Genomic DNA, 24253 nt, shown 5'->3' on the forward strand with positions numbered 1-24253 from the left:
CTCATGTGCACCAAAGATCCAAACCGGTATTATACCCTCGGTTTCGAGGAGACCGATTCCCTTGAGGACGATCAGGGGATTTCCTGCCGTCTCGAACCAGGATTCTGTAATCCCCGCGGCCCGACGTGCCATGCATCGAACTTTGCGATCCATGATGCAAATCACGGGCAGCTCGACCGGCCTCGAGTCCGATCCCTCGAATACCTGTACCGATATGGCAGGATCCCCGCCCTCCCGGCCGATTTCCTGCCGGAGGCGTCCCTGGACGACGCGCTTTTCATGAACCTCGAAAACTTTCACATCGAGGGCGCGGTCCTCTCGACCTCCGCGGACCTGATCTCCGAATTCGCGGCGGTCGACGACAACGAACCCCATCTTGACCTTGCGCCCGTGATCGACGAATTTTCATCATGAGAGAACATACGCGCGTCCCTTCTTGCGTATAAAACCCTCGCGTTCGAGCTCGTCCAGCAGACCGCCTGCCGTTTCGATATCGACCCCCAGGAGCGCGGCGGCCCCGGCGATGCCCAGCGGACCCGATTCTACCAGGCGCGCGAGTATCCGTCCGCGCTTCTGGCGCCGGGAGTTCTTGAAGGGCGCCTGCGGCCTGTAGGCTGCGCTCTTCCTCGAGGGATTGGCATTTTCCTTTTTCAGCATCACGCCGTAGTCCATGAGCGCGTTGTACCAGCGCGATGGGTTCTTCCTGTCGAGGGTGCGCTCGACGAGCGGGAGGATTTCCGCGTCCGGAACGTTTTCCGCGCCAGGGAAGAAAAAATGTATGAAGACGCTGCGGATATTGGTCTCGATGAACACGACGGGCTCGTTGAACGCGAAGGCGGCGATGGAGCGCGCGGTCGCCTTCCCTATTCCCGGGAGCGCCTCGAGCTCCTCGATATGAATAGGCAGTGCGCCGCCGTGCTTCTCGACGATGATCTTCGCGGCGCGGTGCAACGAGAGCGCCCTCCGGTTGTAGCCCATCCCCTGCCAGGCCGCGACGACCTCTCCCGCAGTGGAGTCCGCGAGCGCCCTGAAGTCCGGAAACCGCGCCAGGAATGTCGGAAATTTATTGACCACGCGCTCGACCTGGGTCTGCTGCAGCATGATCTCGGATACGAAGACCTCGTAGGGGGTGGGGGCGTTTCTCCACGGCAGTGCCCGGCCGTGTTTTTTGTAGTGGTCATAGATAATCCGCCTGAAGGCGGCCTTCGCGTCCTGCGGCGCGTGCGCGTCCCTTATCAGGCCGGAGAGTTCCTCATGCGTATAGCGTGACATGTGGGACCTGCCCCTCCTCGTGCGGCGCAGGCGTATCAGACATTGAACCTGAAATTCATGATATCGCCGTCGCGCACCTCGTAATCCTTTCCCATCACCCCGAGCTTTCCGGCCTTTTTCACCGCGTCCTCGCCGCCCAGCGAAATAAGGTCGTCGTACTTGATCACCTCCGCGCGTATGAAGCCGCGCGCGATGTCGGTATGGATCACCCCGCCCGCCTCCGGCGCGAGCGCGCCCCGGCGTACCTGCCACTGGCGCACCTCGTCCTCGCCCACGGTGAAATACGAGATGAGCCCCAGCGCCTCCATGCAGAGCCGCGAGAGGAGGTTCACGGCGGGCTCCACGATTCCGGCCTCGGCCATGAACTCGGCGCGCTCCTCCGGGGTTTCCAGCGCGGCGATTTCGAGCTCGAGCCGCGCGGAGATCTGCATCAGGGCGACGCCCTCCTGCCCGTACTTTGCGGAAAGCTCGTCCAGCATCGCGCGCGCGCCCGCGTCGCCGTCGGCGACGTTCAGGACGATAAGCACGGGCTTCATCGTCACGAAGGGATAGCTCGCGATGAGCTTCGTCTCCTCGTCGCTCACCGGTTCCCCGCGCAGCGGGCGGTTCGCGTCCAGGCGCTCCTTGAAGCGCAGGAGCAGGTCCTCCTCCTTCTTCGCGAGCTCCGCGCCCTGCTTCTTTTTTCCCGCCGCGAGGCGTTCGAGTCGCTTCTCGACGAAGAGCATGTCATGGAGTATGAGCTCGGAGCTGATGCGCTCGATATCGCGGGCCGGGTTCACGCTCCCGCTCACATGGTAGACGGCCTCGTCCCGAAACGCGCGCACCACGTGACACAGGGCGTCGGTGTCGGCGATGTTCTTGAAGATATCGCCCTCCACCGCCGAATCCGGTTCCAGCTTGGGAAGCAGGTCGATATTGATCCGCGCGCGGGTCCGCTTTTTAGGGTTGTACATCGCGGCGAGCCGGTCGAACCGCGGATCGAAAATTTCCGCGACCCCCGTAACCGCTTTCTGCGCGTCCGGCGATGAGGCCGCGGCGCCCGTGAGGAGTCCGAAAAGGGTCTTTTTCCCCGTCTGCGGCAATCCGAAAATTCCAAGCTTCATTGTCTGTCCATCCCATGATCCGATATGTGTGTCTCTATACAGAGATTGTCCGCCCGCGCGCAACCATATTTCAGCCCCGCCGCCATAATTTATTCATTACGCGCATACCGCGGCAAATTATTTTGACATGCGCCGCCCCGCTTGCCTACATTACAATCGTATCGGTGAACGGAGGACCTCACATGGACGATGATTCGCGAACAGGAGCGCAGGCCGCCGCATCCCCGGAAGACGCAAAAAGGTACGCACGCATAAAGCTTGTCGTGGGGCTTGTCGACGGCGTTCTCGATCTCGCGTGCCTCGCGCTGTTCGCCTTCAGCGGCATTGCCGCGCGCCTCGCGGCGCTTTCGGCCGGACTCGCCGCCGGGGAATATTCCCGGTTTCTCGTGTTTTTCGCGATCGCGGGGGCCTGCTTCGGAATACTGGGGGCGCCGCTTTCCTTTTACTCCGGCTATGTCATCGAGCATCGGTTCGGCTTGTCGACCCTGAGCGTGTTTGGGTGGCTCCGCGACCGCCTCAAGTCGGCGATTCTCTCGATCGTGATCGGCGTTCCCGTGGCGCTCCTCTTTTATTTCCTCCTGAAATCCGCGGGATCGTCGTGGTGGATGTATTTCGGCGCCGGCGTCTTCGTGCTCGGGATTGTGTTCGCGCGGCTGGCGCCCCTCGTGATCTTCCCGCTCTTCTACACCTTCACGCCGCTGGAACCGGGCCAGGTCAGGGAGGCGCTCGAAGGACTCCTCTCGCGCGAGGGCGTCTCCATAAGCGGAATATTCGTGTTCGACATGAGCAGGGAAACGCGGAAGGCCAACGCCGGTTTCACGGGGCTGGGCAAAGGCAGGCGCATCATCCTGGGCGATACGCTTCTACGGGAATTTTCCGCGGACGAGATTCGCGTCATCTTCGCGCACGAGCTCGGTCACCTCTCCGGGCGCCACATTCCCAAAAATATCCTCATCTCCGGCGCGCTGATATTTCTTTCGCTCGGGGCATGCAGCGCGGCGTACAGCGCGGCGATATCCTCCCTGGGTCTCGCGGGCCCGCACGACCTCGCCGCGATACCGATACTGCTCTTCTTTCTTTCGGTGCTCTCCCTCGCCCTCATGCCGTTCACGAACGCCGTATCCCGCGCCTTCGAGCGCGCCGCCGACCGGCACGCCCTCGAAGTGACCAACGACCCGTCATCCTTCATCTCGGCGATGGAAAAAATCGCGGTGCGAAACCTCGCGGACCGCGAGCCCCATCCGGCGGTGGAGTTCTTTTTTCACGGTCATCCCTCGATCGGGAAGAGAATCCAGTTCGCGCGCGCCGGAATTCAGGAAGGCTTGCCGGTGAAATAGATCGCGTGGTTCACGGTTTTTTCAAGCGCGTAGAGCTCGCCCTCGTGACCGGCGAGCCCGGCGTCCTGCTCCGCGTGCGATTTCACCGTCTGGATCATCTCCTTGAGCATTAACAGGTCCGAACGCTTGTTGAGCTGGCCGTCCTTCACGAGCTTCTCGATGTAGGAAAACTGGTACTTGCGCAGGTTCACCTGCAGGAAAAAATTCGTTCCGTATATTTTGATAATTCGCTGCAGCGGGTAGTTCCGGCTGCGGGACGCGAATTCATCGTACTTGGCGGAATCGACCGCGCGCACCATCTTGGTTTTCCGCGCCGGGTGCGCGGCCTGCTGCTTCTTTTCCTCGGCGGCCTTCTGCGACAGGGCCGCCTGCTCGTTCAGGTTGGAGTGGGACAGCTCGATATCGAGCCGTTTTTCCTTCCATTCCTCGGTATATTCCTCGAACCGTTTCTCCATGAGTTTTTCGAACTCTTCGAGCATGATCGCCTTGTTGGCGACCATCCCCAGGGCCGTATTGTTGAGGCTTCGCATCATGGGAAAAATATCCTTCACGATCTGGTGCGTCATCTGGCGCTTGTTGAACTGTTTCTCGTATTCGATCATGAGCTCGTTCTGAAAATAATTTTTGAGCTTGCGGATATCGGTGAGGTTCGCGGAAACGTAGCCCTCGATCGGGGGAACGTCGTGGGTCTTGTCCTCGGCGGTCACCTCCATCGAGAAAACCCTGTGCGAGTTTACGAGGACCTGGATGATGGTCTTCGCGAGATCCGGATCGATCCCCATGGACGACTGGACGAACTTGTACAGCTCGTCCGAATGCGGTATGGAACCGGTCCCCACGCTCGAATTGCGCCTGCGGATTTCCTGGTAAATCTCCTCGACTAGCTTGTTCCCCATATGCCCCTGCGGTTCGCCGGAAAATTAATCGAAAATATCATTGACAATAAAAGCGCCCTTGGCTTTAACTGATCGTGCCTTGCGCAAGGGGTGTTAGCTCAGTTTGGTTAGAGTGCCTGCCTGTCACGCAGGAGGTCGCGAGTTCGAGCCTCGTACACCCCGAACTTAAAACGGAACCGCATACTGCGGTTCTTTTTATTTTATCCCCCAATCTGGGACATCTGCCTGCGCGCCGCGAGCGAAACGCACCCGTCTCCTTCTCCCCCGCATTCGAGGGTGTGCTCCCTGGGTTTATCGGCCACGGCCTCAGCGATAATTCCGCGTATCGCGTCGTCCCCCAAACCCATGCGCAGGGGGGTTTTTAGATCGTACTCCTTCCGGCTGTGCAGGCACACCCTGAGCAGTCCGTCGCAGGTTAAACGAAGCCTGTTGCACCGTCCGCAAAACTTGTGCGTCATGGGGGGAATGACGCCCACGCGCATACGGTGAAGCCCCTTGTAAAGAAATGAGTACATGACCGCGACGGAGGTGTCGATACTGGTGTTCCGCTCCAGCGTTCCGCGCTGTTCCAGCATACGCACAAGCTCCCCGAATCCCGTGAAGCCCTCCGCGCCCGGTTCGCCGTTGAACGGCATCCGTTCGATGAAGCGGAGCGTGACGTCCCGGTCCCTGAAGTAATCGAGCATGCCGTCCAGCTCGTCCAGGGTCTCACGGAACAGCACGGCGTTTATTTTCACGCTGAAGCGGCCGGCTTCCAGTGCGCGGTCTATCGCATCGAGAACATCGTCGATGCGGTCGCTGCCCGTGATCGCGCGGAACCTGGTCCTGTCGATCGTGTCCAGGCTGATATTCAGTTTCGAAACCCCGTTCCCTGCGAGTCCCGGGAGGGCCTGCCCCAGAAGCATGCCGTTCGTCGTGAGGCCCATTATGAGCGACGGGTGCGCCGCGCGCGCGCGGGAGACGATATCCAGGAAGCCCTTCCTGAGCAGCGGTTCCCCGCCCGTGAAACGCACCTTGGCGATCCCCATGTCCGCGAAGATCCCCGCCAGGCGCACGAATTCCTCGTTCCTGAGCACCTCGTTATGCAGGAGCGGGCGCACCCCTCCCTGCGGCATGCAGTACACGCAGCGAAGATTGCACTTGTCGGTCACCGACACGCGCAGATAATCGAGCTTCCTGTTGAATCCGTCGACCAGCATATCAAAACCTGCAGGAATAGCCCGCGTTGAAGCGGAAGTCCCATTGATTCAGTGTAGCACACGACATCGCAATGTCAAACGTGGGAATGGTTTTCTCGTTTATTTTTTCGACCTGTATCCAGGTATACGCGAACGAAATGGCGAACGCCGCCGCGGTCCCGAACGCCGCAAAGGTGATGTTCTGCGCCGCGCGATCGTAATCGTGGCGCATCTGTTCCACGGTTTTGTATCCCTCCCCGGGCACCCTGAATCGAAGCTCGTGATCGGGATCCAGCGCCTTGTTGGCCTTGCGGGCCGAACGGTAAAGGGATTGCCGATACTCCCACTCCCGGTAAAAATAATAGATCGACCAGACGCCGCCCAGCTTCGCCGCCGCGAAGAGCGCCCCGGCATAGTAATTCTCGTGGTAGAACATGCCTCCGCCGGGCACGAAAAAATCCACCGCAAGCGCCTCGGGCAGGGATATCCCCCGGCGCACAACGGGCGATTTCGCTTCGATATCCATCGGGCGCGTCCGGTTCTCTTTTATCGAGCCCCCTTTATCGTCCTTGTCGCCCGCGATCTCGTCCGCGACCTTGACCGCAGGTTTTTTTTCCTCGACCTTTCCGTCCCCGGCCTGCTTCTGCCGGTCGTCGGGAATCGCGGCCTTTTCCACTGCTGCCGCATCAGCGGCAAACAGGGGGGCCGATGCGCAGGTTGCCGCCGCGATCATGCACGCGAGCACGATCATGACGCACGGGAGCACACGCGATCCGGAATTCATGTCACGGAACATCGACAAACTCCACGTTCGAATGATCGCTCTCCCTTCCCCCGTCGTAGGAGGTCATCCAGAACCAGAGTCTCCCGGAAAACGCGGGGTTTACGAAGAAGGTCACTCCCTTGTTGGTGGTGTCCGGGTCCGTGTAGTCCGATTCGCGGACATAGCCGATATAATAGAGCACGCTGTAGTATTCGGGCTCCGAAAGGCCCGTCGCGGGGTCCTGGTCCCAATAATAAACCAAGTAGTAAAGATTATCGTTGGTCCCTGTTTCTGGGTCCAGTGTCTCTACCGGGACTGGTATGCCATCGGTGGGATCAGTATTGAAGGTGAGCGTCAATTTATCATCCAGGACGCTCGCGCTCAGGAGATTCGGCGGACCAGGCTTTTCTCCGCCATCAACCTTGTCAAGGTCATTGAAGTACTCTTCCCCGACAGGAGAATCTATGGAGCACCCCGAAAGCGCGATAACGAGTAGGAATACCGCGAAGATCGTGAGATCAGTTTTCATCGTTATGGATCCGGTACAGGAAATTGTCGCGGAAGCGCTCGTTCCCCGGATTCAGCACGCAGGCGCGCGCGTACAGGCGGAATGCCTCCTCTTCGCGGCCGAAAAGCTCGCTGATCACCGCGGCGTTGTTGTACGCGGCCGCCATGGCGGGATCCTCGGCGATCGCTTCCTCGAAGAGCTTCTGCGCCTCGCGGAACTCGCCCCTCAGGGCCGCATCGACGCCCATGTTGTTGATGCGCTCCGCGGCGTTCGCGAAGCCTATTCCCGCGAGGTACTTTTTCTGAAACAGTCGCGGGCGGATTTCCGGGGATGACGCGCGGACGGCGGACGTTTTAGTATCGGACCCCCTGCCTGAATACGCCCCGGGGTCCACGTGCTTGACGACGCGGATGGGGGCGTAGGAATAGCACCCGAGCGCGCACAGCGCGAGGAGCAGGGACGCGCTACATGCGCGGAACAACGGGCCCGGATACACGTTCGACCGCCTTTGCGATTTCCAGAATTTTTCTTTCCTGGAAGTGGTTGCCCATGACCTGGAGGCCTATGGGGAGCCCCTCCCGGTCGACCCCCGCGGGCACGCTGATGCCCGGAATCCCCGCGAGATTCGCGGAAATGGTGAGTATGTCGGACATGTACATCTCCAGGGGGTTGCTTATTTTTTCGCCTATCTTGAACGCGGTCGTCGTCGTCACCGGGGTCACGATCGCGTCCACCTTCGAGAACGCCTCGCGGAAATCCCGGATGATGAGCGTCCTGCCCTTGAGCGCCTTCAAATAATACGCGTCATAATATCCGGAGCTCAGCGAAAACGTCCCCAGGATGATCCGCCGCTTGACCTCTTTGCCGAAACCCTCGTTCCGGGTCTTGCGGTAAAGATCGTCGAGCGTCCCGGCGTGCGGGGTGTGGAAGCCGTAGCGTATGCCGTCGTAGCGCGCGAGATTGGACGAGGCCTCGGCCGTCGCGATGAGATAATAGACGGGAATCGCGTAATCGGTGTAGCGCAGCGAAATGGGCTGCGTGCGCGCGCCCGCGTCCTCGAGGGCCTTCACCCTCGCCAGAACCCCGTCCCTGACCTCGTCCGAAACCCCCCGGTAGTATTCCTCCGGTATGCCGATCACCATGCCCTTCACGTTACCGGTGAGACCTTCCGGGCCGAAATCGATGTCGCGTGCTATTGATGTGGAATCCTTCGTATCGGCACCCGAGATGACGCCAAGCACGAGCGCCGCGTCGTCCACCGAGCGCGCGAAGCTTCCTATCTGGTCGAGCGACGACGCGTACGCGACGAGCCCGTAGCGCGACACCCTTCCGTACGTGGGCTTGATCCCCACCACGCCGCAGAACGAGGCCGGTTGCCGGATGGAGCCCCCCGTGTCGGAACCGAGCGCGGCGGGCGCCATTCCCGATGCGACCGCGACCGCCGAGCCGCCCGAGCTCCCCCCGGGGACGCGCGCCGGGTCGAAGGGATTTTTCGCGGGGCCAAAGAACGAGGTCTCGGTGGTGGATCCCATCGCGAACTCGTCCATGTTCGTTTTCCCGAGCGTTACGAATCCCGCGTCCTTGAGGTTCGCGTACGAGGTCGCGTCGTAGGGCGGGATGAAGTCGCGCAGTATCCCGGAGCCGCAGGTGGTCCGGAGTCCCCTGGTGCAGATGTTGTCCTTGATCGCGATGGGAAGGCCGTCATGGCCGGAAAGAAGCGTCCCCTTTTTCCTGCGCGCGTCGGAGGCCGCTGCCTCGGCGAGGGCGCCCTCCTCGTTCAGCGTGATGAAGGCGTTAAGCCCCGCGTTCATGGCGCGCGATTTTTCCAGGAGTTCGCGCGCGATTTCGACCGAGGAAACCTCGCCCCGTGCCAGCAGCGCGGCGAGCTCGGTAAGCGTCTTGTTCGTTAGCATCATGTGCCTCCCGCACGCGGGTGAATGAAGTTCCTGGCGCATCGCTTCGGGTACCCGCCTCGGAGCATGGTGCCGGCCGTCCGATAAGATCAAGATATATCGGGCGGCGCTGCGCGGCAAGGACGAACCGCCCGGAAGCGCCCATAAGTGTATGCAGGGACGCGGGCGACGGGTCAATAATTTTTTTAATCGACGCGGCCTTCCCATAATTATTATTGACGTTTTGCCGGTTCGGAACTATCAGTAAGGAATATCCGATAATGAGGAGTCCATCCCCCCTATGATCAATAAAAGGTTCAACGCCGCGATCACGGCGGTCATTACGCTGGTGATCGTATTCAGCTGCTCCAAGGGTTCCACCGGTCTGCGGCAGTCCGATATACGTCCCGTGGTCGAAATTTTTCTCTCCAAGCACGTGAAATACCACGCCATCGACAAGGACATTTCCAGGAAAGCGTTCACCAACCTGGTCGGTTTTATCGACCCCGGGAAATATTATTTCTTCAAGGCGGATATCGAAAAGTTCGCGCCCTACGCGGAAAAAATGGACGAAATCATCGCGAAGGAAGATTACCGCTTCGTCTTTGAGCTGTTCACGCTTTACAAGAAGCGGTTCGACGAGAACCTCAAAATATTCGAAGAATTGGTGAAGCGGGACTACGACTTCACGGTTGACGAGACCATCAACACCGACAGCGACAAAACCGATTTCGCGGCGAACCAGGCGGACATGTCCGAACGCTGGCGCAAGAGCATCAAGCTCCAACTGCTGAATTACCTGTCGGCGGGAAAAAATATCGCCGAGGCCAGGGAGAAGCTGCTCAACAAGTACCGGCTCACCAAGAAGCGCGTAGAGGAAATCGACGACGATCGGATAATCGCGCTGTTCATCAACGCCGTATCGACGGCGCTCGATCCCCATTCCAATTACCTTTCGCAGGAAGAGCACGAGGACTTCATGATTTCCACGAAGCTCAAGCTCGAAGGAATCGGTGTGCTCCTGCGCTCCGAGGACGGGTTCGTCTACGTGGACTCCATCATGCCCGGCGGGGCGGCCGCGAAGCTTCCCGCGAACATCCAGCTCAAACCCAACGACCAGATCGTCGCGGTAGCCCAGGGGGACAGCGAGCCGGCCGACGTTATCGACATGGATTTACGTGACGTGGTGAAGCTCATCCGCGGCAAGAAGGGCAAGCTTGTAAAGCTCACCCTCACGCGCAAATCCACCGAGACCGGAAAACAGGAAAGGCTCGTGATCCCCATCGTCCGCGAGGAGATCAGGCTCGAGGACAAGGCGGCCAGGTCCGAGATCTACACGGTGACCAAGGGCACCCGCGCCATACGGATAGGCTATGTCCGCCTTCCCGGATTTTACCTGGATTTCGACGCCGTGCAGCGCAACGATCCCGCGGCGCGCAGCTCGTATATCGATATGATTGAAAACATCAAGAAGCTCACGGATCAAAAACTCGACGGCATGGTCGTCGATCTTCGCGGCAATCCCGGCGGCGCGCTCACCGAGGCGGTAAACGTCGCCGGCCTGTTCATCGACCGCGGGCCCGTCGTCCAGGTTAAGGACAGCGGCCGCTCCGTTGAGGTTCTCAACGACGAGGAACCGGGCGTCGCCTACGACGGGCCGCTGGTCGTCCTCATCGATAAATTCAGCGCGAGCGCCTCCGAGATTTTCGCCGGCGCCATCAAGGATTACCGGCGCGGAATAATAGTCGGCTCCTCCTCCACGTTTGGCAAGGGAACGGTACAGAGCTACAATCCCCAGCAGCCCAAGAAGGGCGCGATTAAAATCACCACCGCGATCTTCTACCAGCCGGGGGGCACCTCGAACCAAATGGGAGGCGTCGCGCCCGACGTCACGATCACGGATATCAGCTCGGTATGGGATATAGGCGAGGACAAGCTCCGCAACCCGCTCGTGTGGGAGCGCATCAAGAGCGCGGTGTTCGCCCCCTACAAAAATTTCGTCAACCCCCAGGTCGTGACCGCGCTGCAGGGCGCCTCCCAGCGCCGCGTGGCGACGGACAAGGATTTCACCGCACTCAACGAGAGGATCGCATCGCTTAAAAAGGTCGTCAACTCCAAGGAGATCAGCCTCAAGGAGGACTCCGCGGTGGAAAAGAACAAAATGAAGGATCTCGAAAAGCAGCTGAAACGCGACAGCGAGGATAAACTCATAGACACGGCGAGCGATATATTTCTAAGGGAGGCGTTCAACGTCGCCGCGGACTATATCGAGATGATGGGCCGGTAACGCTCCTTCAGGCGCTCCGGTGCACCTCGCGCAGGTATTCCGCGGTAACGGCGGCGGCATCCGCACTGCGCGCGATAATCGGATCGATGCCCGCACGCATGAGCCGGGCGCGCAGGTATTCCAGCTCTTCGCCCCGCGGACCGCAGAGCGAATCGGCGAGAAAAACCACCGCCTCGATCCCGTAATTTTTCAATTGGCTGTACACGAGCTCGAATCGCTCCCTCGCCGCGCGCACGCCGAACGGAAAGGCCTTGTACGAATATGCGTTGAGCAGCTCGAAATGAAGGTAGTCCGACGATTCGTCCAGGGTTATGTCGAACTGCCTTCTTCCGTCCGCGAGATCGTCTTCCGTCACCAGGCAGGAGTCCCGCTCTATTTCGTCGATAAGCGACCAGCATCCGCAATATCCCCCCGCGATCATGACCCGCGGCAGGGAGGTCTCGACGGGAGGAATTCCGTTCAGGATATCAAGTATTTTTAATAGCTCCGGCCTGATCCTTTCACTCGGCACCGTGAGCGCCGATTCAAATATTTCCTGGAGAGCCGCGTTTCCAAGCTCCGAATTTCTTTCCAAGCGCAGCAGTGAAATCCCTCTCACCGCTCGTCGGATTTCATTAAATTCACCGACGGAACGCCGCAGGCTATCGAGGCTCACCCCCAGCGCCTCCCCGGCTCCCATCGCCGAAAGCGCCATGTTTATGCGCGCATGTATCGCTTCCGCCGCCTGCTCTCCGTAGCCGTGGATCGCCGGAAGCGCGATAATATTTTTCGTCTGGAATGAGGACTGGACGAACTCCTTCATATATTCTGGGACGATCAGCCATTCGTATAAATCAACCGGCGCTTTCCCATCGACGGGGAGACCTGAGAATACCGCGGAAGGCACCTTCAGGGGAAGGATTCCACTTGCCCGGAGAATTTCAGAAGGCATCACATCGCCCAGGATGCCGGCCACGGGTAAGCCCGAGTTTGCCGCGATCTCGGGAATTCCGGCTTGCAAAGCCCTGATCCGGACCAGGGCCGATTCCAGCGAATTCAGCATCCAGGCTCCTTGGCTGTCGACATGTGATGAGGATTGGCAAGGCTCCAATTTACCGCAATTAAAATTGGCCCCTTCCGGGTAAAAAATGTTTGCTCTCAGGTTTTACCCATATACCCTGTATCCAGTATGAATATTCCACCGTTTCCGTTCCAGGAGTCTGGCATGAGCCCAAGGACCAAGAAGTCATCCTCGAAAACCCCTTACCTGACCATCATTCTCCCCGTCTACAACGAAGAGGAGAACATTACACTTCAGTATGAAGCGATCATAAAGGCCGCGTCCCCACTCGGGAAATCCTTCGAGGTAATTTTTATCGATGACGGAAGCATCGACGGCTCATTCGACGCGCTTAAAGTCCTGGCGGTGAAAGATAAAAGGATCAAACTGGTTAAATTCAGGAGAAATTTCGGCCAGACCGCGGCCATGGCCGCCGGGATCGATCATGCCGCGGGAGAAATCATCATCTTCATGGATTCGGATCTCCAAAACGACCCGGAGGACATCCGCAGGCTCCTTGAAAAAATCGAGGAGGGATACGACGTGGTAAGCGGCTGGCGCAAAAACAGGAAGGATCATTTTCTCTTTCGCACTATTCCCTCGCGTATCGCAAACAGGCTCATCTCCCGGGTAAGCGGGGTAAAACTTCACGATCTCGGCTGCTCTCTCAAGGCCTATCGCGGCGAGGTGATCCGCGAGGTCAAACTGTACGGCGAAATGCACCGCTTCATTCCCATCCATGCCTCCTGGGTGGGCGCGCGCATAACCGAGATCCCGGTCAACCATAATCCCAGGAAATTCGGCAAATCGAAATACGGAATCCAGCGCACCTTCAAGGTGCTGTTGGACCTTATTACGATCAAGTTCATGGGATCGTTCGCGACCAAGCCTATCTACATTTTCGGGGGGACGGGATTCTTGCTCTTTGCAATGAGCGTCGTCACCGGCATAGCCGTTATCTTGATGAAGATATATTTCCACATGTCGATGGTACGCAATCCGCTGCTGCAATTCACCGTTCTTCTTATAACCCTGAGTTTCCTTTTCATAATGCTCGGCATCCTCGCCGAAATTTCCATCCGCACCTACCACGAATCTCAGAACAAGCGCCCTTACCAGGTGAAAGAAACGATCAACATTAAATAAAGAAGGGGGGGTGTAGAGACGCGATTAATCGCGTCTCTACACCCCCCCTTCTTTTTTGGTGTTGTGCCGTTTCCTAGTACATTCCGCCGCCGGGCATTCCGCCGGGCATTGGAGGCGTCTTATCTTCTTCCTTCTTGTCGGTAATGAGAACTTCGGTCGTGCACAGCATGCTGGCAACCGACGCCGCGTTCTGCAGGGCCGAGCGTACGACCTTCGCCGGGTCGATGATGCCGGCTTTCATGAGGTCTTCCCACACCATGCTTGACGCGTTGAAACCGATTCCCTTCTTCTCGGTCTTCGCTTTTTCCACGATGACAGAGCCTTCCACGCCGGCATTGTTCGCGATCTGCCTCATGGGGTCTTCAAGGGATTTTGCGACGATCTCGGCGCCTATTTTCTCGTCGCCATCGAGCTTGGAGCCGACCTCGCGCACCACCGCCTGGGCGTACATCAGGGTGAGCCCGCCGCCGGGAACGATGCCCTCTTCCACGGCCGACCTGGTCGCGGAAAGTGCGTCTTCGACGCGCGCCTTCTTTTCCTTGAGTTCAACCTCGGTTGCGGCGCCCACGTTGATGACCGCGACCCCGCCCGCGAGCTTCGCAAGACGCTCCTGGAGCTTCTCCTTGTCGTAATCGGAGGTGGTCTCGTCGATCTGCTTCTTGATCTGGCTGATGCGCGCCTTCACGTCCTTCTGGTCTCCGCCGCCCTCGATAATCGTGGTGTTTTCCTTGTCCACGATGATCTTCTTCGCCCTTCCGAGCATATCCATCGTGGTGCCTTCGAGCTTGAGTCCCAGGTCTTCCGAGATCACCTGGCCCTTGGTAAGGACGGCTATGTCCTCGAGCATGGCCTTGCGGCGATCACCGAAACCGGGTGCTTTAACCGCGACGCAGCTGATAGTCTTGCGCAGGGTGTTGACGACGATGGTCGCGAGCGCTTCGCCCTCGACTTCCTCGGCGATTATGAGGAGCGACTTGCCGGACTGGGCTACCTTTTCGAGCACGGGGAGCAGGTCCTTCATGGACGCGATCTTCTTGTCATGGATCAGGATATACGCGTTTTCGAGCACCGCTTCCATGTTTTCGGGATCGTTCACCATATAGGGAGAGATATAACCGCGGTCGAACTGCATGCCCTCGACAACCTCGAGATGGGTTTCGATCGACTTCGCTTCCTCGACGGTGATGACGCCGTCTTTCCCCACCTTCTCCATCGCCTCGGCAATGAGGTCGCCGATCGTCGTATCGTTGTTCGCCGATATACTCGCAACCTGGGCGATTTCCTTCTTGTCCTTGATCTCGCGGGAAGTGTCCGCAATGAACTTCACGCTCGCCTCGACGGCCTTGTCCATGCCGCGCTTAAGGCTCATGGGATTGGCGCCGGCGGTAACATTCTTGAGCGCCTCCCTGTAGATGGCCGCGGCGAGTATGGTTGCGGTCGTCGTGCCGTCACCGGCCACGTCATTCGTCTTGGTCGCGACTTCCTTCACCATCTGCGCGCCCATATTTTCGAAGGGATCCTCGAGCTCGATTTCCTTCGCGACGGTAACGCCGTCCTTGGTAATGGAGGGGGATCCGAACTTCTTGTCGATGACCACGTTGCGCCCGCGGGGCCCCAGCGTAACCATTACGGCGTCGGCTAATTTAGTGACGCCTGCGAGAACCGAACGTCTCGCTTCCTCGTTGTATTGCAGAATTTTTGACATAACAAACCTTCCTTATCGATAATGTGTTATTGGTTTACTCGACGATCGCGAGAATGTCGCTTTCCCTGACGATGAGATATTCCTTTCCATCGTGCTTAATTTCAGTGCCCGAATATTTGCCGAACAGTATGGTATCGCCCGCCTTTACGTCCAGGGGGATCCATTTCCCGTCCTCGTAACGTCCCTTCCCCACCGAAATGACCTTTCCCTGCTGGGGCTTTTCCTTCGCGGTGTCGGGAATGAAGAGCGATCCCTGTTTGGTGATCTCTTCTTCCAATACCTCGATAAGAGCGCGATCTCCTAACGGTTTAATAGCCACTTTGAGCCTCCTTTTATAAAAATATATTCTTAGAATTTTTTATCTCATTTCTGCGAGAGCACCGCGTCTTGAAGCCTTAAATAGATAGTGCAGGCGCTTTACAGAAAATTGGATTCCCGTTAGCAGATGAATTTAATTCCTGGATTTGTTAGCACTCATCAAAGAGAGTGCTAACAAGAATAAGATATATACAATTCCTTTTAGTATGCAAACCTAGATATAGGACGATAATGTAATTTATTAGTAAATATAGGCATTTATTGGCAATTATGACCTAATTTCATGAAATTAGAAATTAATTCACGAATCAGGAATATTTTTGCAGTTCTGAGGGCTCGTAATCTATGTTTATTTTATCAATAAGGCCTTTTACAACCAGAAGCTTTAGCAGATACAGGTTGGGGTGCTGAATCCTGATATTATAGCCGCGCTGCGTAAATTTCTGAATCAGCCTGTAAAGGATGTCCACCCCGTGATCGTCTATGCGTTCCATTTCGCCCATATCGATTTTCACCCGCCGTATTTCCGAACCGCTTATGGCGTTCCCCACTTCCTCGTAAAGGGCGTCATCGTTCATAATTACGCTGTCCTTGATGAGGATGAGAAGGTGCTTATCCACGCGGCTGGTGACTATCATATCGAAAAATCCGACTTTCCGCCCCGTTTTTCAATAAGCCGGATATTTTCCACCACCATGGTTTTATCGACCGCTTTGCACATATCATACACGGTAAGAGCTGCCGCGGCCACGGCCGTCAGCGCCTCCATCTCGGCGCCGGTCCTGCCTTCGACCCTCACCTCCGACTCTATGCGAACGCCGGGCAGGCTTTCCTCGATGAAGAGCGAAACGTCCACGAAATTTATGAGGAGGGGATGGCAGAGCGGAATCAGGTCGGAGGTTCTTTTCGCGGCGGAAATTCCCGCGATTTTTGCTATTTCAAAAAGATTTCCCTTGGGAAGGAGCCTGCTTGAAATAAGATCAAGCGTCTCGGCGCGCATGCGCACGAATCCGGACGCCCTTGCCTTTCTCGACGTCACTGACTTTCCGGAAACGTCCACCATGGTGGGGGAGCCCTCTCCGGAATAATGTGTGAACTCGGCCATGGAATCCGCGGTTCAGTACTTATGATCCTGAATGAACTGAATTACGAATGAAAGGATTCCCGAAAGTACATATAAAAAGAGGACCGCGAATACCGCCCATTGTCGCAGAAACACGACGAGGAGAATGATGACGATAAGGAAGATCAGCAGCTTGATGCCATGGATGTTCTTAACCAGGGCCGATTGCGGTTTCGTATATTTAAATGTGGAAACCATGAGGAGCCCGATAAGCGCGTAAAACAGACCGAACGCGAGCTTGGGGATCATTATCGTCCCGAAGCTGACCGGCACCAGGGCCATGATCACCCCGGCCACAGGCGAGGGAAGACCGCTGAACGAATCGGTCGCATGGACCACGTTGAACCGGGCCAGCCGGTACGCGGCGCATACAGGATATATGGATGCAATGAGAATTCCGAAATCGAATGCAAATCCGAATTCCGGTATATAGATGCCCGAAAGGTATGCCTTGTATGCCAGGTAACCCGGCGCAACCCCGAAGGTTACGCAATCTGCGAGGGAATCCAGCTCCATTCCAAGCTTGCTCTCCACCTTGAGCGCCCTTGCCACCTGGCCGTCAAGTCCGTCCAGTAGCGCCGCCCCGAGTATCAGGAGTCCTGCAACAAGGTACCCCCCCGGTGAGCCGTTGCTCGAAAACACCAGTGAAATAAAACCGCATACTAAATTTCCCATCGTAAGGGAATTCGGGATCCACGCTAGGTTCATGCTTTCTACCTTTTCCATACGATTCAGGGTATTCGCCGATACTACTGTCGTTCAAACCGGACTCACAAATATCCCATTAAAACCGGATGTCAATGAAAAAATGACCGGCAAGCCTTATCAACCAATCGGATGCATTGTTTCAAGGCGCCCGGACAGATAATCAAGAAGCTCCCGGTGATTTTGAACCACGATATCTGCGGCGGCAAGGTGCTCCCTTCCGAGCGTGGTCTGTACCGCCACACAGAAAATTCCCGCTCTTTTCGCCGAAATCACTCCCATCGGCGCATTTTCAATTACGAGAGCCTCTCCTGGAGCTACCCCAATTACCCGGGCTGCCTTCAGGTAGGGATCCGGATCGGGTTTCCCTCTCTCGACATCCTCGATCGTGATGATTGCGTCGAAGAACGAGCGGATTTCCAAATCCAGTTCGAATTCAACCGTTCGGCGCAGCGAGCCGGTGACGAGCGCCATTGATAGTCCATGGTCTCTAATGAGGAGCAGTATATCGGCCACCCCGGGGAAAAGCCCTATGGTGTGATTCTCGAACATGATGAGCTTTCGCTCAAGCATTCCGGCAAGCGTGCCGTCGTCGGGTACGCTCAGTCCCCGCTCCCGGAAGATGTCGATAATCGAGCCTATCCCCGACATGCCCTCGCGCCTGAAAATTTCATCCGGTGTAATTTCAATTCCCTGTTCCGCCAGTATCGCTATCCACGAATCGGCATGGATCCTCATGGAATCGACTACCACACCGTCCAGGTCGAAAAATACGGCTTTAAGCTGTTTCATGGTTGCATCGGGATAAGTTTCAGCGGGTGAAATCGGTCTGGACGGCAAGCCTGGCCCTATGACGCTCGAGGGCAAGATCGACCAGGCGGTCCAGCAGGTCCGCATACGAGAGACCGCTTGCCTCCCAGAGTTTGGGGTACATGCTGATGGAGGTGAATCCGGGCAGGGTATTTATCTCGTTGAGAAAAAATTCCCCCGTATTTTTTTCCAGAAAAAAGTCGACCCTCGCCATTCCTCCACACCCAAGGGCGCTGTAGCCCCGGCATGCCGTATCGCGAATCGTCTCCGCGAGACGCGGCGAAATATCCGCGGGAATCCTGAGCTCGGCGCCGTTGGGATCGATATACTTGGCTTCGTAGGAGTAGAACTCGTGCCTGGGCACTATTTCGCCCAGGACCGATGCCTGGGGACGCTCATTTCCCAATACCGCGCACTCGATCTCCCGGCACTGCACAGCTTTTTCAATGAGGACGCGCGTATCGAATTTGAACGCCTTCGTCATCGCGTCGTCCAGGGCATCTCTACTCTTTACCTTGCTGATCCCCACCGATGAGCCGGTACATGCCGGCTTGATGAACATCGGAAGCCCAAGTTCGGATTGAGCCTGTTCCGTTATGGACGCTCGTGCGGCGATCCAATCCGATTTATGCACGGTGATCCAGGGAACTACCGGCACCCGGGCGCTCTCGAGCAGGCGTTTCGCCACGTCCTTATCCATTCCTACCGACGAGCCCAGGACGTCCGCCCCCACGTACGGCACCATCGCAAGCTCCAGGAGACCCTGAAGCGTTCCGTCCTCGCCATAGGTTCCATGGAGCACGGGGAATACCACGTCCGCCGAGACCGATTTCCCGCTCGCGGGGTTCAGCATGACGAGCTTATTTTCGCGTTCGTAATGATTGACGAGCCATGGTCCCGTACGCGCCATCGCCAGTTTCCTGCCGAATTCCGGATCATCGACGATGCTCGGCTCTTCCTGCACATGCCAGACGCCCCGCTTGTCGATACCGACCGCGATTATTGAATACTTCTGCTTGTCCAGGAACGAGACGACGGACGCGGCCGAACACAGCGAAACCTCGTGTTCGCCCGACCTCCCCCCGTATAATACCGCAATCGTCACCATGGTTTATTTTTCCAGGAATTCCCCGTGAATGACCTTGCAGGCAAGCTCGACGTACTTGGGGTCGATAACGCAGGAGATACCGATCTCCGAGGTGGATATCATTTCGATGTTGATGCCGTGTTCGGCGAGCACCTTGAATACCCTGCCGGCAACGCCGTAGGACGAGGTCATCCCCACCCCGACCGCCGAAACGATCGCGATGTTCTCCTTGGAATCTATGGAGCTTGCGCCAAGGTCGGCCTTCAGGCTTTCGCATATTTCAATGGTTTTTTTAAGTTCGGCCTTGAGCACCGTGAATGATATCGATGCCTTCCCGTCCACCCCTGTCGCCTGCACGATCATGTTCACCGATATCATCTGCTCGCCAAGCTTTCCGAAGAGTGAAGCCGCAATTCCCGGCCTGTCGGCCATATTGCGAATGGTCACCTTGGCTTCGTCGGCCTTGGAGGTGATTCCGCTGATAATGAATTTCTCCATCATTTCCTCCATGGGCATCACCACGGTGCCCTCTTCGTAATTGAAACTCGACCTCACGATGAGCCTGATGTTATACTTTTTCGCGAACTCGACCGATCGCGAATGCAGCACCTTCGCGCCCAGTCGCGCGAGCTCCAGCATTTCATCGTAGCTGATTTCTTTCAGTTTTTTCGGGTTTTCGATAACCCGCGGATCGGCGGTGTATACGCCGTCCACGTCCGTGTAGATTTCGCAATCGCGCGTCCCTATCGCCGCGGCCAGGGCCACGGCCGACGTGTCCGACCCTCCGCGGCCCAGGGTGGTGATGTTCTCGTCCCCGTCGATCCCCTGGAACCCCGCGACGATCACCACCTTGTTTTGTCGCAGGGAATTCATGATGCGGTCCGTGGAGATGCTCTGTATGCGCGCGTTGGAAAAGTTCCCGTCCGTCATCATGCGCACCTGGGAACCGGTATAGGAAATGGCGTCGATCCCTATGGTATGGAGCGTCATGGCCAGGAGCGCGATGGTGACCTGCTCGCCGGTTGACAGCAGCATGTCAAGCTCGCGTTTGTCGGGATTCTCGGTTATTTCTTTCGAGAGCTTGATGAGGCCGTCGGTAGTTTTTCCCATGGCGGAAACGACCACGACAACGCGATAATCATCTTCAACATATTTCTTGATGCGGTCGGCGACGGCCTTGATACGCTCCGTGGTTGCCACGGAAGAACCGCCGTATTTTTGTACGATGATTTTCATTTCGGACATGCGGGCTAATTCCAAATAAAGTATATTATGGTATATCTATTGTGTTAGTTCCGGTGATAATTGTTATGGGAGAAGAGTTCGCTGCTGAGGCGGTCCATCCCGCATTTATGTGCATATTGCCATCAGGAATTGCTGCTATACTATACAGCTTATATTTTTTTCCAATAGGCACATTCACCAGCGTATAGGTTGTACCAGTGGAAAAAGTAGCTATGGGCGGAATCTTGTATGTTTTAACATCGTCCTCATAGGCGTCCCATTGCGTCTCATAGGTGCCATCTTCCACCCTTGGAACAAATAAATTGAATCGGTATTTGTATTGTTCGTATTTCAGATAATAATCCAGGAATGATTCGGGGCTGTTCCCAGCCGGAAGATATGGTGTCTTTGGCTTATCATAGCAATTAGTATCATTGCATACCGGGCGCGCGGCCTGAGCAGAAATAAAATAACTGCTGATAGTTTTATCGGCCGGGATGGCGACGACATAGCTGTTCGCTGTAACAGATCCCTGGATCGTCCCCGTCTTTCCCGGCACGTACGCCCTGGCCGTTGCGATCAGGTTTCCCCCCAGATCGCTCTCGTCCGCCTGCATGTCACGCAGCCAATCCGAAACCGCATAATAATGCCCGATCTGGTGATATCCATCGTCATTGTAGGAATCGTATTCATACAGCTTCACGAAATTCTTGATTACGAAACGAACCTCGAGTACGGTCTCCTCTTCGTCATTATCGAAGTCAAGTCCCCCGTCGTCTATTTCAATACTCAGTGGAAATACCTTGTTAATGCTATCCGCCTGGTCGAGCAGGCTGTCGTAGTGACTGTTGACCAGGAGCTGGTTGAAATCGAAGCCCTCAACCGTGTGTTCTTTAAAAATAGAACTTAGATCGCCGTCGGCCGTCCAGGTTCCCACGGGGTCAAGGTGGTACAGAAGCCCCTGGTCGAAGATGAGCTTTCTTAAATAAATGTGGAGCATACCATGATGCTTGGGTGACGGGTCGTCGCACACGAATTCCACCCCGGTTCCATTGAAGAACGGATCGGTATTTGTAGTATCAAAGGCATACGTCTGGCGATAGTTTGCGAACGGGCTTCTCCCCAGCTTCATTTCCGCGATGTCGACCATGAACCGTGTGGGATCCAGGTTGGAAGTAGTAAAATCATTCACCGAATCATCTACAGGGTATGTTCCGCTCCAATCTTTTGGACCATTCGATTCAAACGTGCCCTTGATCACGACCTTGAGCCTGTTGGTCGCCAGTTCGTCGAACAGCGGTTTATCCCCGCAACCGGGCAGGGACGCCGCGGCAAGCAGGCCGGCCAGGAATATATTTTTTATCGCGCCGTTATTCATCATCCGCCCACATTGAAGAAAAGGGTTATGCCCGTATTGACGATGTGCCCGCCCCGCTGGGCCCCCTTGATATAACCTTCATAAATATAGAGGTAATCTATGCGGAACCCGATATTGATCACGCGTCCTGCCGGGAATGAGCCTTCGAAACCGAGTGTGAACATCGGGTCCCACTGCGAAATGCCGTCCGGCATGATCTCCATACGGCTTCCGCCGGCGCCTGCCTTCAACTGGAACATGAGCGCGAATTTCAGGGGTATTCTATACAGAAAACTTCCGTAGACCGGCCACATCGTGAGGGAATTCACGCCCTTGGAGGGAAAATACTGGTAGCTTCCGTCTATCCCGATCTTAAGCGGCCTGTACGGAGTCGTATATCGGAAAAACAATCCGCCTCCCAGGTTTGTATCCAGTACCTGGTTTGTCTCGAACACGGGGGTGACGGGACCAAACCAAAGCCCCAGCTGCGGCTTGGCAAAATAGTCGGCCTCGCGACGTTCGGCAAATGCCGCGCTCACGCCCATGACGCAACAGAATATCACTATCGATTGTAAAAGCTTCATTCGTTTATCAGGTTTATGAATCTGGTGTTCGCGGTTGATATAAGTTACGCAATGCCGCGGAATAAAATCAAGGTACTATCGTGGGAGGGGTAGTATCTGTCAATAAATTATTAATACGCCGCGGGCATCGACGAGAGCGGCGGGTCGTACCAGACCCTGTTCAGGTAAAGTCCGCAGGGCGGTGCCGTGATCCCGCCCGCGTCCCTGTCCCTTGCCAGCACTATGCCGTCCAGGTATTCCGGTTCCCGCCTCTCCCCGTGCATCTCGAGGAGCGTTCCGGCGATGCTCCGGACCATATTGTGAAGGAAGGCGTTGCCCTTGATCCTCATGACGACGAGCTCGTCCATCCTGGTGAACTCGATTTCGTCGACACGCCGCACGGTGTTTCCCTCGGCCGAGATTTTCTTGCAGAACGATTTAAAGTCATGTTCGCCGATAAGGCGGGATGCCACCCGACGCAGGTAGTCCGTGTCCAGGGGCTCGCGGAGCCACATTGCCCGGTGGATCATGAACGGGTTCCGCTGGGGGTGGTTGTGGATCAGGTACAGATACTCCCGTGCGATCGCCCGGTAACGGGCATGGAAATCCCCGGGGACCAGGTACGCATTCTTCACGGAGATGCTTTTCGGCAGCAACCCGTTAAGCCCCGCGCACATTCGTTTGAGCGGAATGTCGGTGGTATCGTCGAAATGGGCGATCTGGCAGTGGGCATGGACTCCGGCGTCGGTGCGTCCCGACCCCGTAACCCGCTTCTCCTGTCGCGTGAGCACCGCAATGGCACGCTCGAGCTCGCCCTGGACAGTCAGCCCGCCAACCTGGACCTGCCATCCGTTATAGGCCGTCCCGTCATACTGTATGAGAAGGGCTATCCTGCGACAGGGGGCGTCGGGGGCGCTTCCGGTTCCAGTTCCTTTTTCCATTCTTCCAGCAGGGTGTTCATCCGGTCATAAAGGTCGCGGGTCATGTCTATCAGGGCGCCCGGCTTATTGCGGGATGACTTTCCGCTCCCAAACAGCCTGCTCAGGTAGCGCTTGGTGACCTCGAACTGATCGACGCGTTTGGCAATATCGGGTTCTTTAATTCCAATCTTCAGCGTCAGCGCCGCGATCATGTAAAGGATGCCCTCGTATCCCCAGTTCTTATCGATATCGGGTCCGATATGGCCCGCGGCTTCGAGGGACTCCCCGCCCTTCTGGGTGAGCTCGAGTATCTGCGGATAAAACTGGTAGGCCTTGTGGTAGAAAAAATCCGATATTTTCTGATACGGTTTATCCGGAACAAGCCTGGCAAGATCGCCGAACATCCACGCCGCCCGGATGCACGAGATGGCCTTCTTTATCGTCGGCGCCACATTTTTAACCCGAAAGGCATAACAGTCCACCGCAAGCAGGTACGATGCGGCCCCAAGCGGAAGGTCGCGATTGCTTTCAAAGCTCACATCGCCAAAAAACTTTTTAACGGAATTGATCCGCGCCTGCATGGTCGCCTTTATCTTGTCGGCCTCAGCGGGGGTAATAATGGCGAAATCCTTCGGATATGCGGTATAAAGGCACCTCGGGCATACGGTGAGGACGTATGCAAGCGGGTAGATTACGCCCCATTTTTCATTTTTATCGTAGAGCCGCCTCAGCTCATCCGACAGCTTGCCGGCGATGAGCCGTCCCCCGCCGGTGAGCATTTCCTCTCGGTGGAACTCATTCCCGCACACCGGGCACTTGGTCGGGTCTTTCAGCCTGTAGGAGACCTTTTTTTCGTCCATTTATAAATTCTTTGCCTAGTAGTAGTATTAAAGGATGAATTATTCCTATACCCCAGTATACTAATTATGCAATCAAAATTTTACCTGACCTGTTTATAAACAGGCAGGCCTAATTGCTTTTTTAGGACAATTTTTTATACAAAATGAACAAAAATATTAC

The 24253-nt window shown here is 56.4% G+C and carries 25 protein-coding genes and 1 tRNA gene; 5 read left to right on the forward strand and 21 right to left on the reverse strand.

Annotated elements, in window-relative coordinates; all coding sequences use genetic code 11:
* Positions 1 to 3: 3 nt before the first annotated feature.
* A complete protein-coding gene (locus EPN93_02255; GenBank protein TAL39183.1) occupies positions 4 to 414 on the forward strand; it encodes a hypothetical protein in 411 nt (136 codons plus the stop codon).
* On the opposite strand, the gene EPN93_02260 is transcribed toward EPN93_02255, so the two are convergent.
* Both EPN93_02260 and ychF read right to left on the reverse strand, forming a co-directional pair.
* Positions 409 to 1272, reverse strand: a complete 864-nt coding sequence (locus EPN93_02260; GenBank protein TAL39184.1) for an A/G-specific adenine glycosylase — start codon at positions 1270 to 1272, stop codon at positions 409 to 411. The two genes, EPN93_02255 and EPN93_02260, sit on opposite strands and share 6 nt — an antisense overlap.
* Positions 1273 to 1307: 35 nt before the next feature.
* A complete protein-coding gene (ychF, locus tag EPN93_02265) occupies positions 1308 to 2375 on the reverse strand; it encodes a redox-regulated ATPase YchF (protein ID TAL39185.1) in 1068 nt (355 codons plus the stop codon).
* Between the two features lie 14 nt (positions 2376 to 2389).
* Here ychF and EPN93_02270 point away from each other — a divergent pair, with 14 nt between their 5' ends.
* Positions 2390 to 3712, forward strand: coding sequence for a M48 family peptidase (locus EPN93_02270; GenBank protein TAL39186.1), 1323 nt, complete (start codon positions 2390 to 2392; stop codon positions 3710 to 3712).
* On the opposite strand, the gene EPN93_02275 is transcribed toward EPN93_02270, so the two are convergent.
* A complete protein-coding gene (locus EPN93_02275; protein ID TAL39187.1) occupies positions 3688 to 4608 on the reverse strand; it encodes a hypothetical protein in 921 nt (306 codons plus the stop codon). The two genes, EPN93_02270 and EPN93_02275, sit on opposite strands and share 25 nt — an antisense overlap.
* An 87-nt stretch (positions 4609 to 4695) precedes the next feature.
* Between EPN93_02275 and EPN93_02280 the strand changes: the two genes are divergently transcribed.
* Positions 4696 to 4770 (forward strand) — tRNA-Asp (locus EPN93_02280).
* A 38-nt stretch (positions 4771 to 4808) separates the two neighbouring features.
* On the opposite strand, the gene moaA is transcribed toward EPN93_02280, so the two are convergent.
* From moaA to gatA, 5 genes are read right to left on the reverse strand one after another with little or no spacing between them, the layout of a single operon-like run.
* On the reverse strand, positions 4809 to 5807 hold the full coding sequence (gene moaA / locus EPN93_02285) for a GTP 3',8-cyclase MoaA (GenBank protein TAL39188.1): 999 nt from the start codon (positions 5805 to 5807) through the stop codon (positions 4809 to 4811).
* Between the two features lies 1 nt (position 5808).
* Positions 5809 to 6582 carry a hypothetical protein gene (locus EPN93_02290; GenBank protein TAL39189.1) on the reverse strand — a complete coding sequence of 258 codons (774 nt, stop codon included), beginning with the start codon at positions 6580 to 6582 and terminating at the stop codon, positions 5809 to 5811.
* Positions 6572 to 7078 carry a hypothetical protein gene (locus EPN93_02295; GenBank protein ID TAL39190.1) on the reverse strand — a complete coding sequence of 169 codons (507 nt, stop codon included), beginning with the start codon at positions 7076 to 7078 and terminating at the stop codon, positions 6572 to 6574. The genes EPN93_02290 and EPN93_02295 overlap by 11 nt, the downstream gene beginning before the upstream one ends.
* A complete protein-coding gene (locus tag EPN93_02300; protein ID TAL39191.1) occupies positions 7068 to 7538 on the reverse strand; it encodes a hypothetical protein in 471 nt (156 codons plus the stop codon). The genes EPN93_02295 and EPN93_02300 overlap by 11 nt, the downstream gene beginning before the upstream one ends.
* Complete coding sequence (gene gatA, locus EPN93_02305; GenBank protein ID TAL39192.1) at positions 7522 to 8973, reverse strand: Asp-tRNA(Asn)/Glu-tRNA(Gln) amidotransferase subunit GatA; 1452 nt, start codon at positions 8971 to 8973, stop codon at positions 7522 to 7524. The genes EPN93_02300 and gatA overlap by 17 nt, the downstream gene beginning before the upstream one ends.
* A 277-nt stretch (positions 8974 to 9250) precedes the next feature.
* Between gatA and EPN93_02310 the strand changes: the two genes are divergently transcribed.
* Complete coding sequence (locus tag EPN93_02310; protein TAL39193.1) at positions 9251 to 11236, forward strand: hypothetical protein; 1986 nt, start codon at positions 9251 to 9253, stop codon at positions 11234 to 11236.
* Between the two features lie 7 nt (positions 11237 to 11243).
* Here the strand turns inward: EPN93_02310 and EPN93_02315 are convergent, their stop codons facing one another.
* The gene (locus EPN93_02315) at positions 11244 to 12278 is read right to left on the reverse strand and encodes a 2-hydroxyacyl-CoA dehydratase (GenBank protein TAL39194.1); all 1035 of its coding nucleotides are present in this window, start codon (positions 12276 to 12278) and stop codon (positions 11244 to 11246) included.
* 162 nt (positions 12279 to 12440) lie between these two features.
* Here EPN93_02315 and EPN93_02320 point away from each other — a divergent pair, with 162 nt between their 5' ends.
* Positions 12441 to 13421, forward strand: coding sequence for a glycosyltransferase (locus tag EPN93_02320; protein ID TAL39195.1), 981 nt, complete (start codon positions 12441 to 12443; stop codon positions 13419 to 13421).
* 73 nt (positions 13422 to 13494) lie between these two features.
* Here EPN93_02320 and groL read toward each other — a convergent pair whose 3' ends face one another.
* The 12 genes from groL to EPN93_02380 form a co-directional block, all read right to left on the reverse strand.
* On the reverse strand, positions 13495 to 15126 hold the full coding sequence (gene groL, locus EPN93_02325) for a chaperonin GroEL (GenBank protein TAL39196.1): 1632 nt from the start codon (positions 15124 to 15126) through the stop codon (positions 13495 to 13497).
* A gap of 34 nt (positions 15127 to 15160) precedes the next feature.
* Positions 15161 to 15445 (reverse strand): co-chaperone GroES, encoded by a 285-nt coding sequence (locus EPN93_02330; protein ID TAL39197.1) that lies wholly within the window; start codon positions 15443 to 15445, stop codon positions 15161 to 15163.
* A gap of 307 nt (positions 15446 to 15752) precedes the next feature.
* Complete coding sequence (locus EPN93_02335) at positions 15753 to 16082, reverse strand: STAS domain-containing protein (protein TAL39198.1); 330 nt, start codon at positions 16080 to 16082, stop codon at positions 15753 to 15755.
* The gene (gene moaC, locus EPN93_02340; protein TAL39199.1) at positions 16079 to 16549 is read right to left on the reverse strand and encodes a cyclic pyranopterin monophosphate synthase MoaC; all 471 of its coding nucleotides are present in this window, start codon (positions 16547 to 16549) and stop codon (positions 16079 to 16081) included. The genes EPN93_02335 and moaC overlap by 4 nt, the downstream gene beginning before the upstream one ends.
* 12 nt (positions 16550 to 16561) lie before the next feature.
* Positions 16562 to 17293: a CDP-diacylglycerol--serine O-phosphatidyltransferase gene (gene pssA / locus EPN93_02345; GenBank protein ID TAL39200.1), complete on the reverse strand. Its 732-nt coding sequence runs from the start codon at positions 17291 to 17293 to the stop codon at positions 16562 to 16564.
* Between the two features lie 99 nt (positions 17294 to 17392).
* Positions 17393 to 18169, reverse strand: coding sequence for an HAD family phosphatase (locus tag EPN93_02350; protein TAL39201.1), 777 nt, complete (start codon positions 18167 to 18169; stop codon positions 17393 to 17395).
* On the reverse strand, positions 18084 to 19190 hold the full coding sequence (locus tag EPN93_02355) for a D-alanine--D-alanine ligase (protein TAL39202.1): 1107 nt from the start codon (positions 19188 to 19190) through the stop codon (positions 18084 to 18086). The genes EPN93_02350 and EPN93_02355 overlap by 86 nt, the downstream gene beginning before the upstream one ends.
* Before the next feature lie 3 nt (positions 19191 to 19193).
* A complete protein-coding gene (locus EPN93_02360) occupies positions 19194 to 20405 on the reverse strand; it encodes an aspartate kinase (protein TAL39203.1) in 1212 nt (403 codons plus the stop codon).
* Positions 20406 to 20439: 34 nt separating this feature from the next.
* A complete protein-coding gene (locus EPN93_02365; GenBank protein ID TAL39204.1) occupies positions 20440 to 21771 on the reverse strand; it encodes a hypothetical protein in 1332 nt (443 codons plus the stop codon).
* Positions 21771 to 22334 carry a hypothetical protein gene (locus EPN93_02370; protein TAL39205.1) on the reverse strand — a complete coding sequence of 188 codons (564 nt, stop codon included), beginning with the start codon at positions 22332 to 22334 and terminating at the stop codon, positions 21771 to 21773. The genes EPN93_02365 and EPN93_02370 overlap by 1 nt, the downstream gene beginning before the upstream one ends.
* A 110-nt stretch (positions 22335 to 22444) precedes the next feature.
* The gene (gene truA, locus EPN93_02375) at positions 22445 to 23254 is read right to left on the reverse strand and encodes a tRNA pseudouridine(38-40) synthase TruA (GenBank protein ID TAL39206.1); all 810 of its coding nucleotides are present in this window, start codon (positions 23252 to 23254) and stop codon (positions 22445 to 22447) included.
* The gene (locus EPN93_02380) at positions 23200 to 24093 is read right to left on the reverse strand and encodes a DUF2225 domain-containing protein (GenBank protein TAL39207.1); all 894 of its coding nucleotides are present in this window, start codon (positions 24091 to 24093) and stop codon (positions 23200 to 23202) included. Before EPN93_02380 ends, truA begins: the two co-directional genes overlap by 55 nt.
* Positions 24094 to 24253: the final 160 nt, after the last annotated feature.

The organism is Spirochaetota bacterium (assembly GCA_004297825.1).
GTDB lineage: Bacteria > Spirochaetota > UBA4802 > UBA4802 > UBA5368 > FW300-bin19.

Bases quoted from the DNA above. Each gene is read 5' to 3' on its own strand.
- EPN93_02255 (TAL39183.1), top strand. From the start codon at position 4: ATGTGCACCAAAGATCCAAACCGGTATTATACCCTCGGTTTCGAGGAG.
- EPN93_02260 (TAL39184.1), bottom strand. From the start codon at position 1,272: ATGTCACGCTATACGCATGAGGAACTCTCCGGCCTGATAAGGGACGCG.
- ychF (TAL39185.1), bottom strand. From the start codon at position 2,375: ATGAAGCTTGGAATTTTCGGATTGCCGCAGACGGGGAAAAAGACCCTT.
- EPN93_02270 (TAL39186.1), top strand. From the start codon at position 2,390: ATGATCCGATATGTGTGTCTCTATACAGAGATTGTCCGCCCGCGCGCA.
- EPN93_02275 (TAL39187.1), bottom strand. From the start codon at position 4,608: ATGGGGAACAAGCTAGTCGAGGAGATTTACCAGGAAATCCGCAGGCGC.
- moaA (TAL39188.1), bottom strand. From the start codon at position 5,807: ATGCTGGTCGACGGATTCAACAGGAAGCTCGATTATCTGCGCGTGTCG.
- EPN93_02290 (TAL39189.1), bottom strand. From the start codon at position 6,582: ATGTTCCGTGACATGAATTCCGGATCGCGTGTGCTCCCGTGCGTCATG.
- EPN93_02295 (TAL39190.1), bottom strand. From the start codon at position 7,078: ATGAAAACTGATCTCACGATCTTCGCGGTATTCCTACTCGTTATCGCG.
- gatA (TAL39192.1), bottom strand. From the start codon at position 8,973: ATGATGCTAACGAACAAGACGCTTACCGAGCTCGCCGCGCTGCTGGCA.
- EPN93_02310 (TAL39193.1), top strand. From the start codon at position 9,251: ATGATCAATAAAAGGTTCAACGCCGCGATCACGGCGGTCATTACGCTG.
- EPN93_02315 (TAL39194.1), bottom strand. From the start codon at position 12,278: ATGCTGAATTCGCTGGAATCGGCCCTGGTCCGGATCAGGGCTTTGCAA.
- EPN93_02320 (TAL39195.1), top strand. From the start codon at position 12,441: ATGAGCCCAAGGACCAAGAAGTCATCCTCGAAAACCCCTTACCTGACC.
- groL (TAL39196.1), bottom strand. From the start codon at position 15,126: ATGTCAAAAATTCTGCAATACAACGAGGAAGCGAGACGTTCGGTTCTC.
- EPN93_02335 (TAL39198.1), bottom strand. From the start codon at position 16,082: ATGATAGTCACCAGCCGCGTGGATAAGCACCTTCTCATCCTCATCAAG.
- moaC (TAL39199.1), bottom strand. From the start codon at position 16,549: ATGGCCGAGTTCACACATTATTCCGGAGAGGGCTCCCCCACCATGGTG.
- pssA (TAL39200.1), bottom strand. From the start codon at position 17,293: ATGGAAAAGGTAGAAAGCATGAACCTAGCGTGGATCCCGAATTCCCTT.
- EPN93_02350 (TAL39201.1), bottom strand. From the start codon at position 18,169: ATGCGGACCTGCTGGACCGCCTGGTCGATCTTGCCCTCGAGCGTCATA.
- EPN93_02355 (TAL39202.1), bottom strand. From the start codon at position 19,190: ATGGTGACGATTGCGGTATTATACGGGGGGAGGTCGGGCGAACACGAG.
- EPN93_02360 (TAL39203.1), bottom strand. From the start codon at position 20,405: ATGAAAATCATCGTACAAAAATACGGCGGTTCTTCCGTGGCAACCACG.
- EPN93_02365 (TAL39204.1), bottom strand. From the start codon at position 21,771: ATGAATAACGGCGCGATAAAAAATATATTCCTGGCCGGCCTGCTTGCC.
- EPN93_02370 (TAL39205.1), bottom strand. From the start codon at position 22,334: ATGAAGCTTTTACAATCGATAGTGATATTCTGTTGCGTCATGGGCGTG.
- truA (TAL39206.1), bottom strand. From the start codon at position 23,254: ATGGAAAAAGGAACTGGAACCGGAAGCGCCCCCGACGCCCCCTGTCGC.
- EPN93_02380 (TAL39207.1), bottom strand. From the start codon at position 24,093: ATGGACGAAAAAAAGGTCTCCTACAGGCTGAAAGACCCGACCAAGTGC.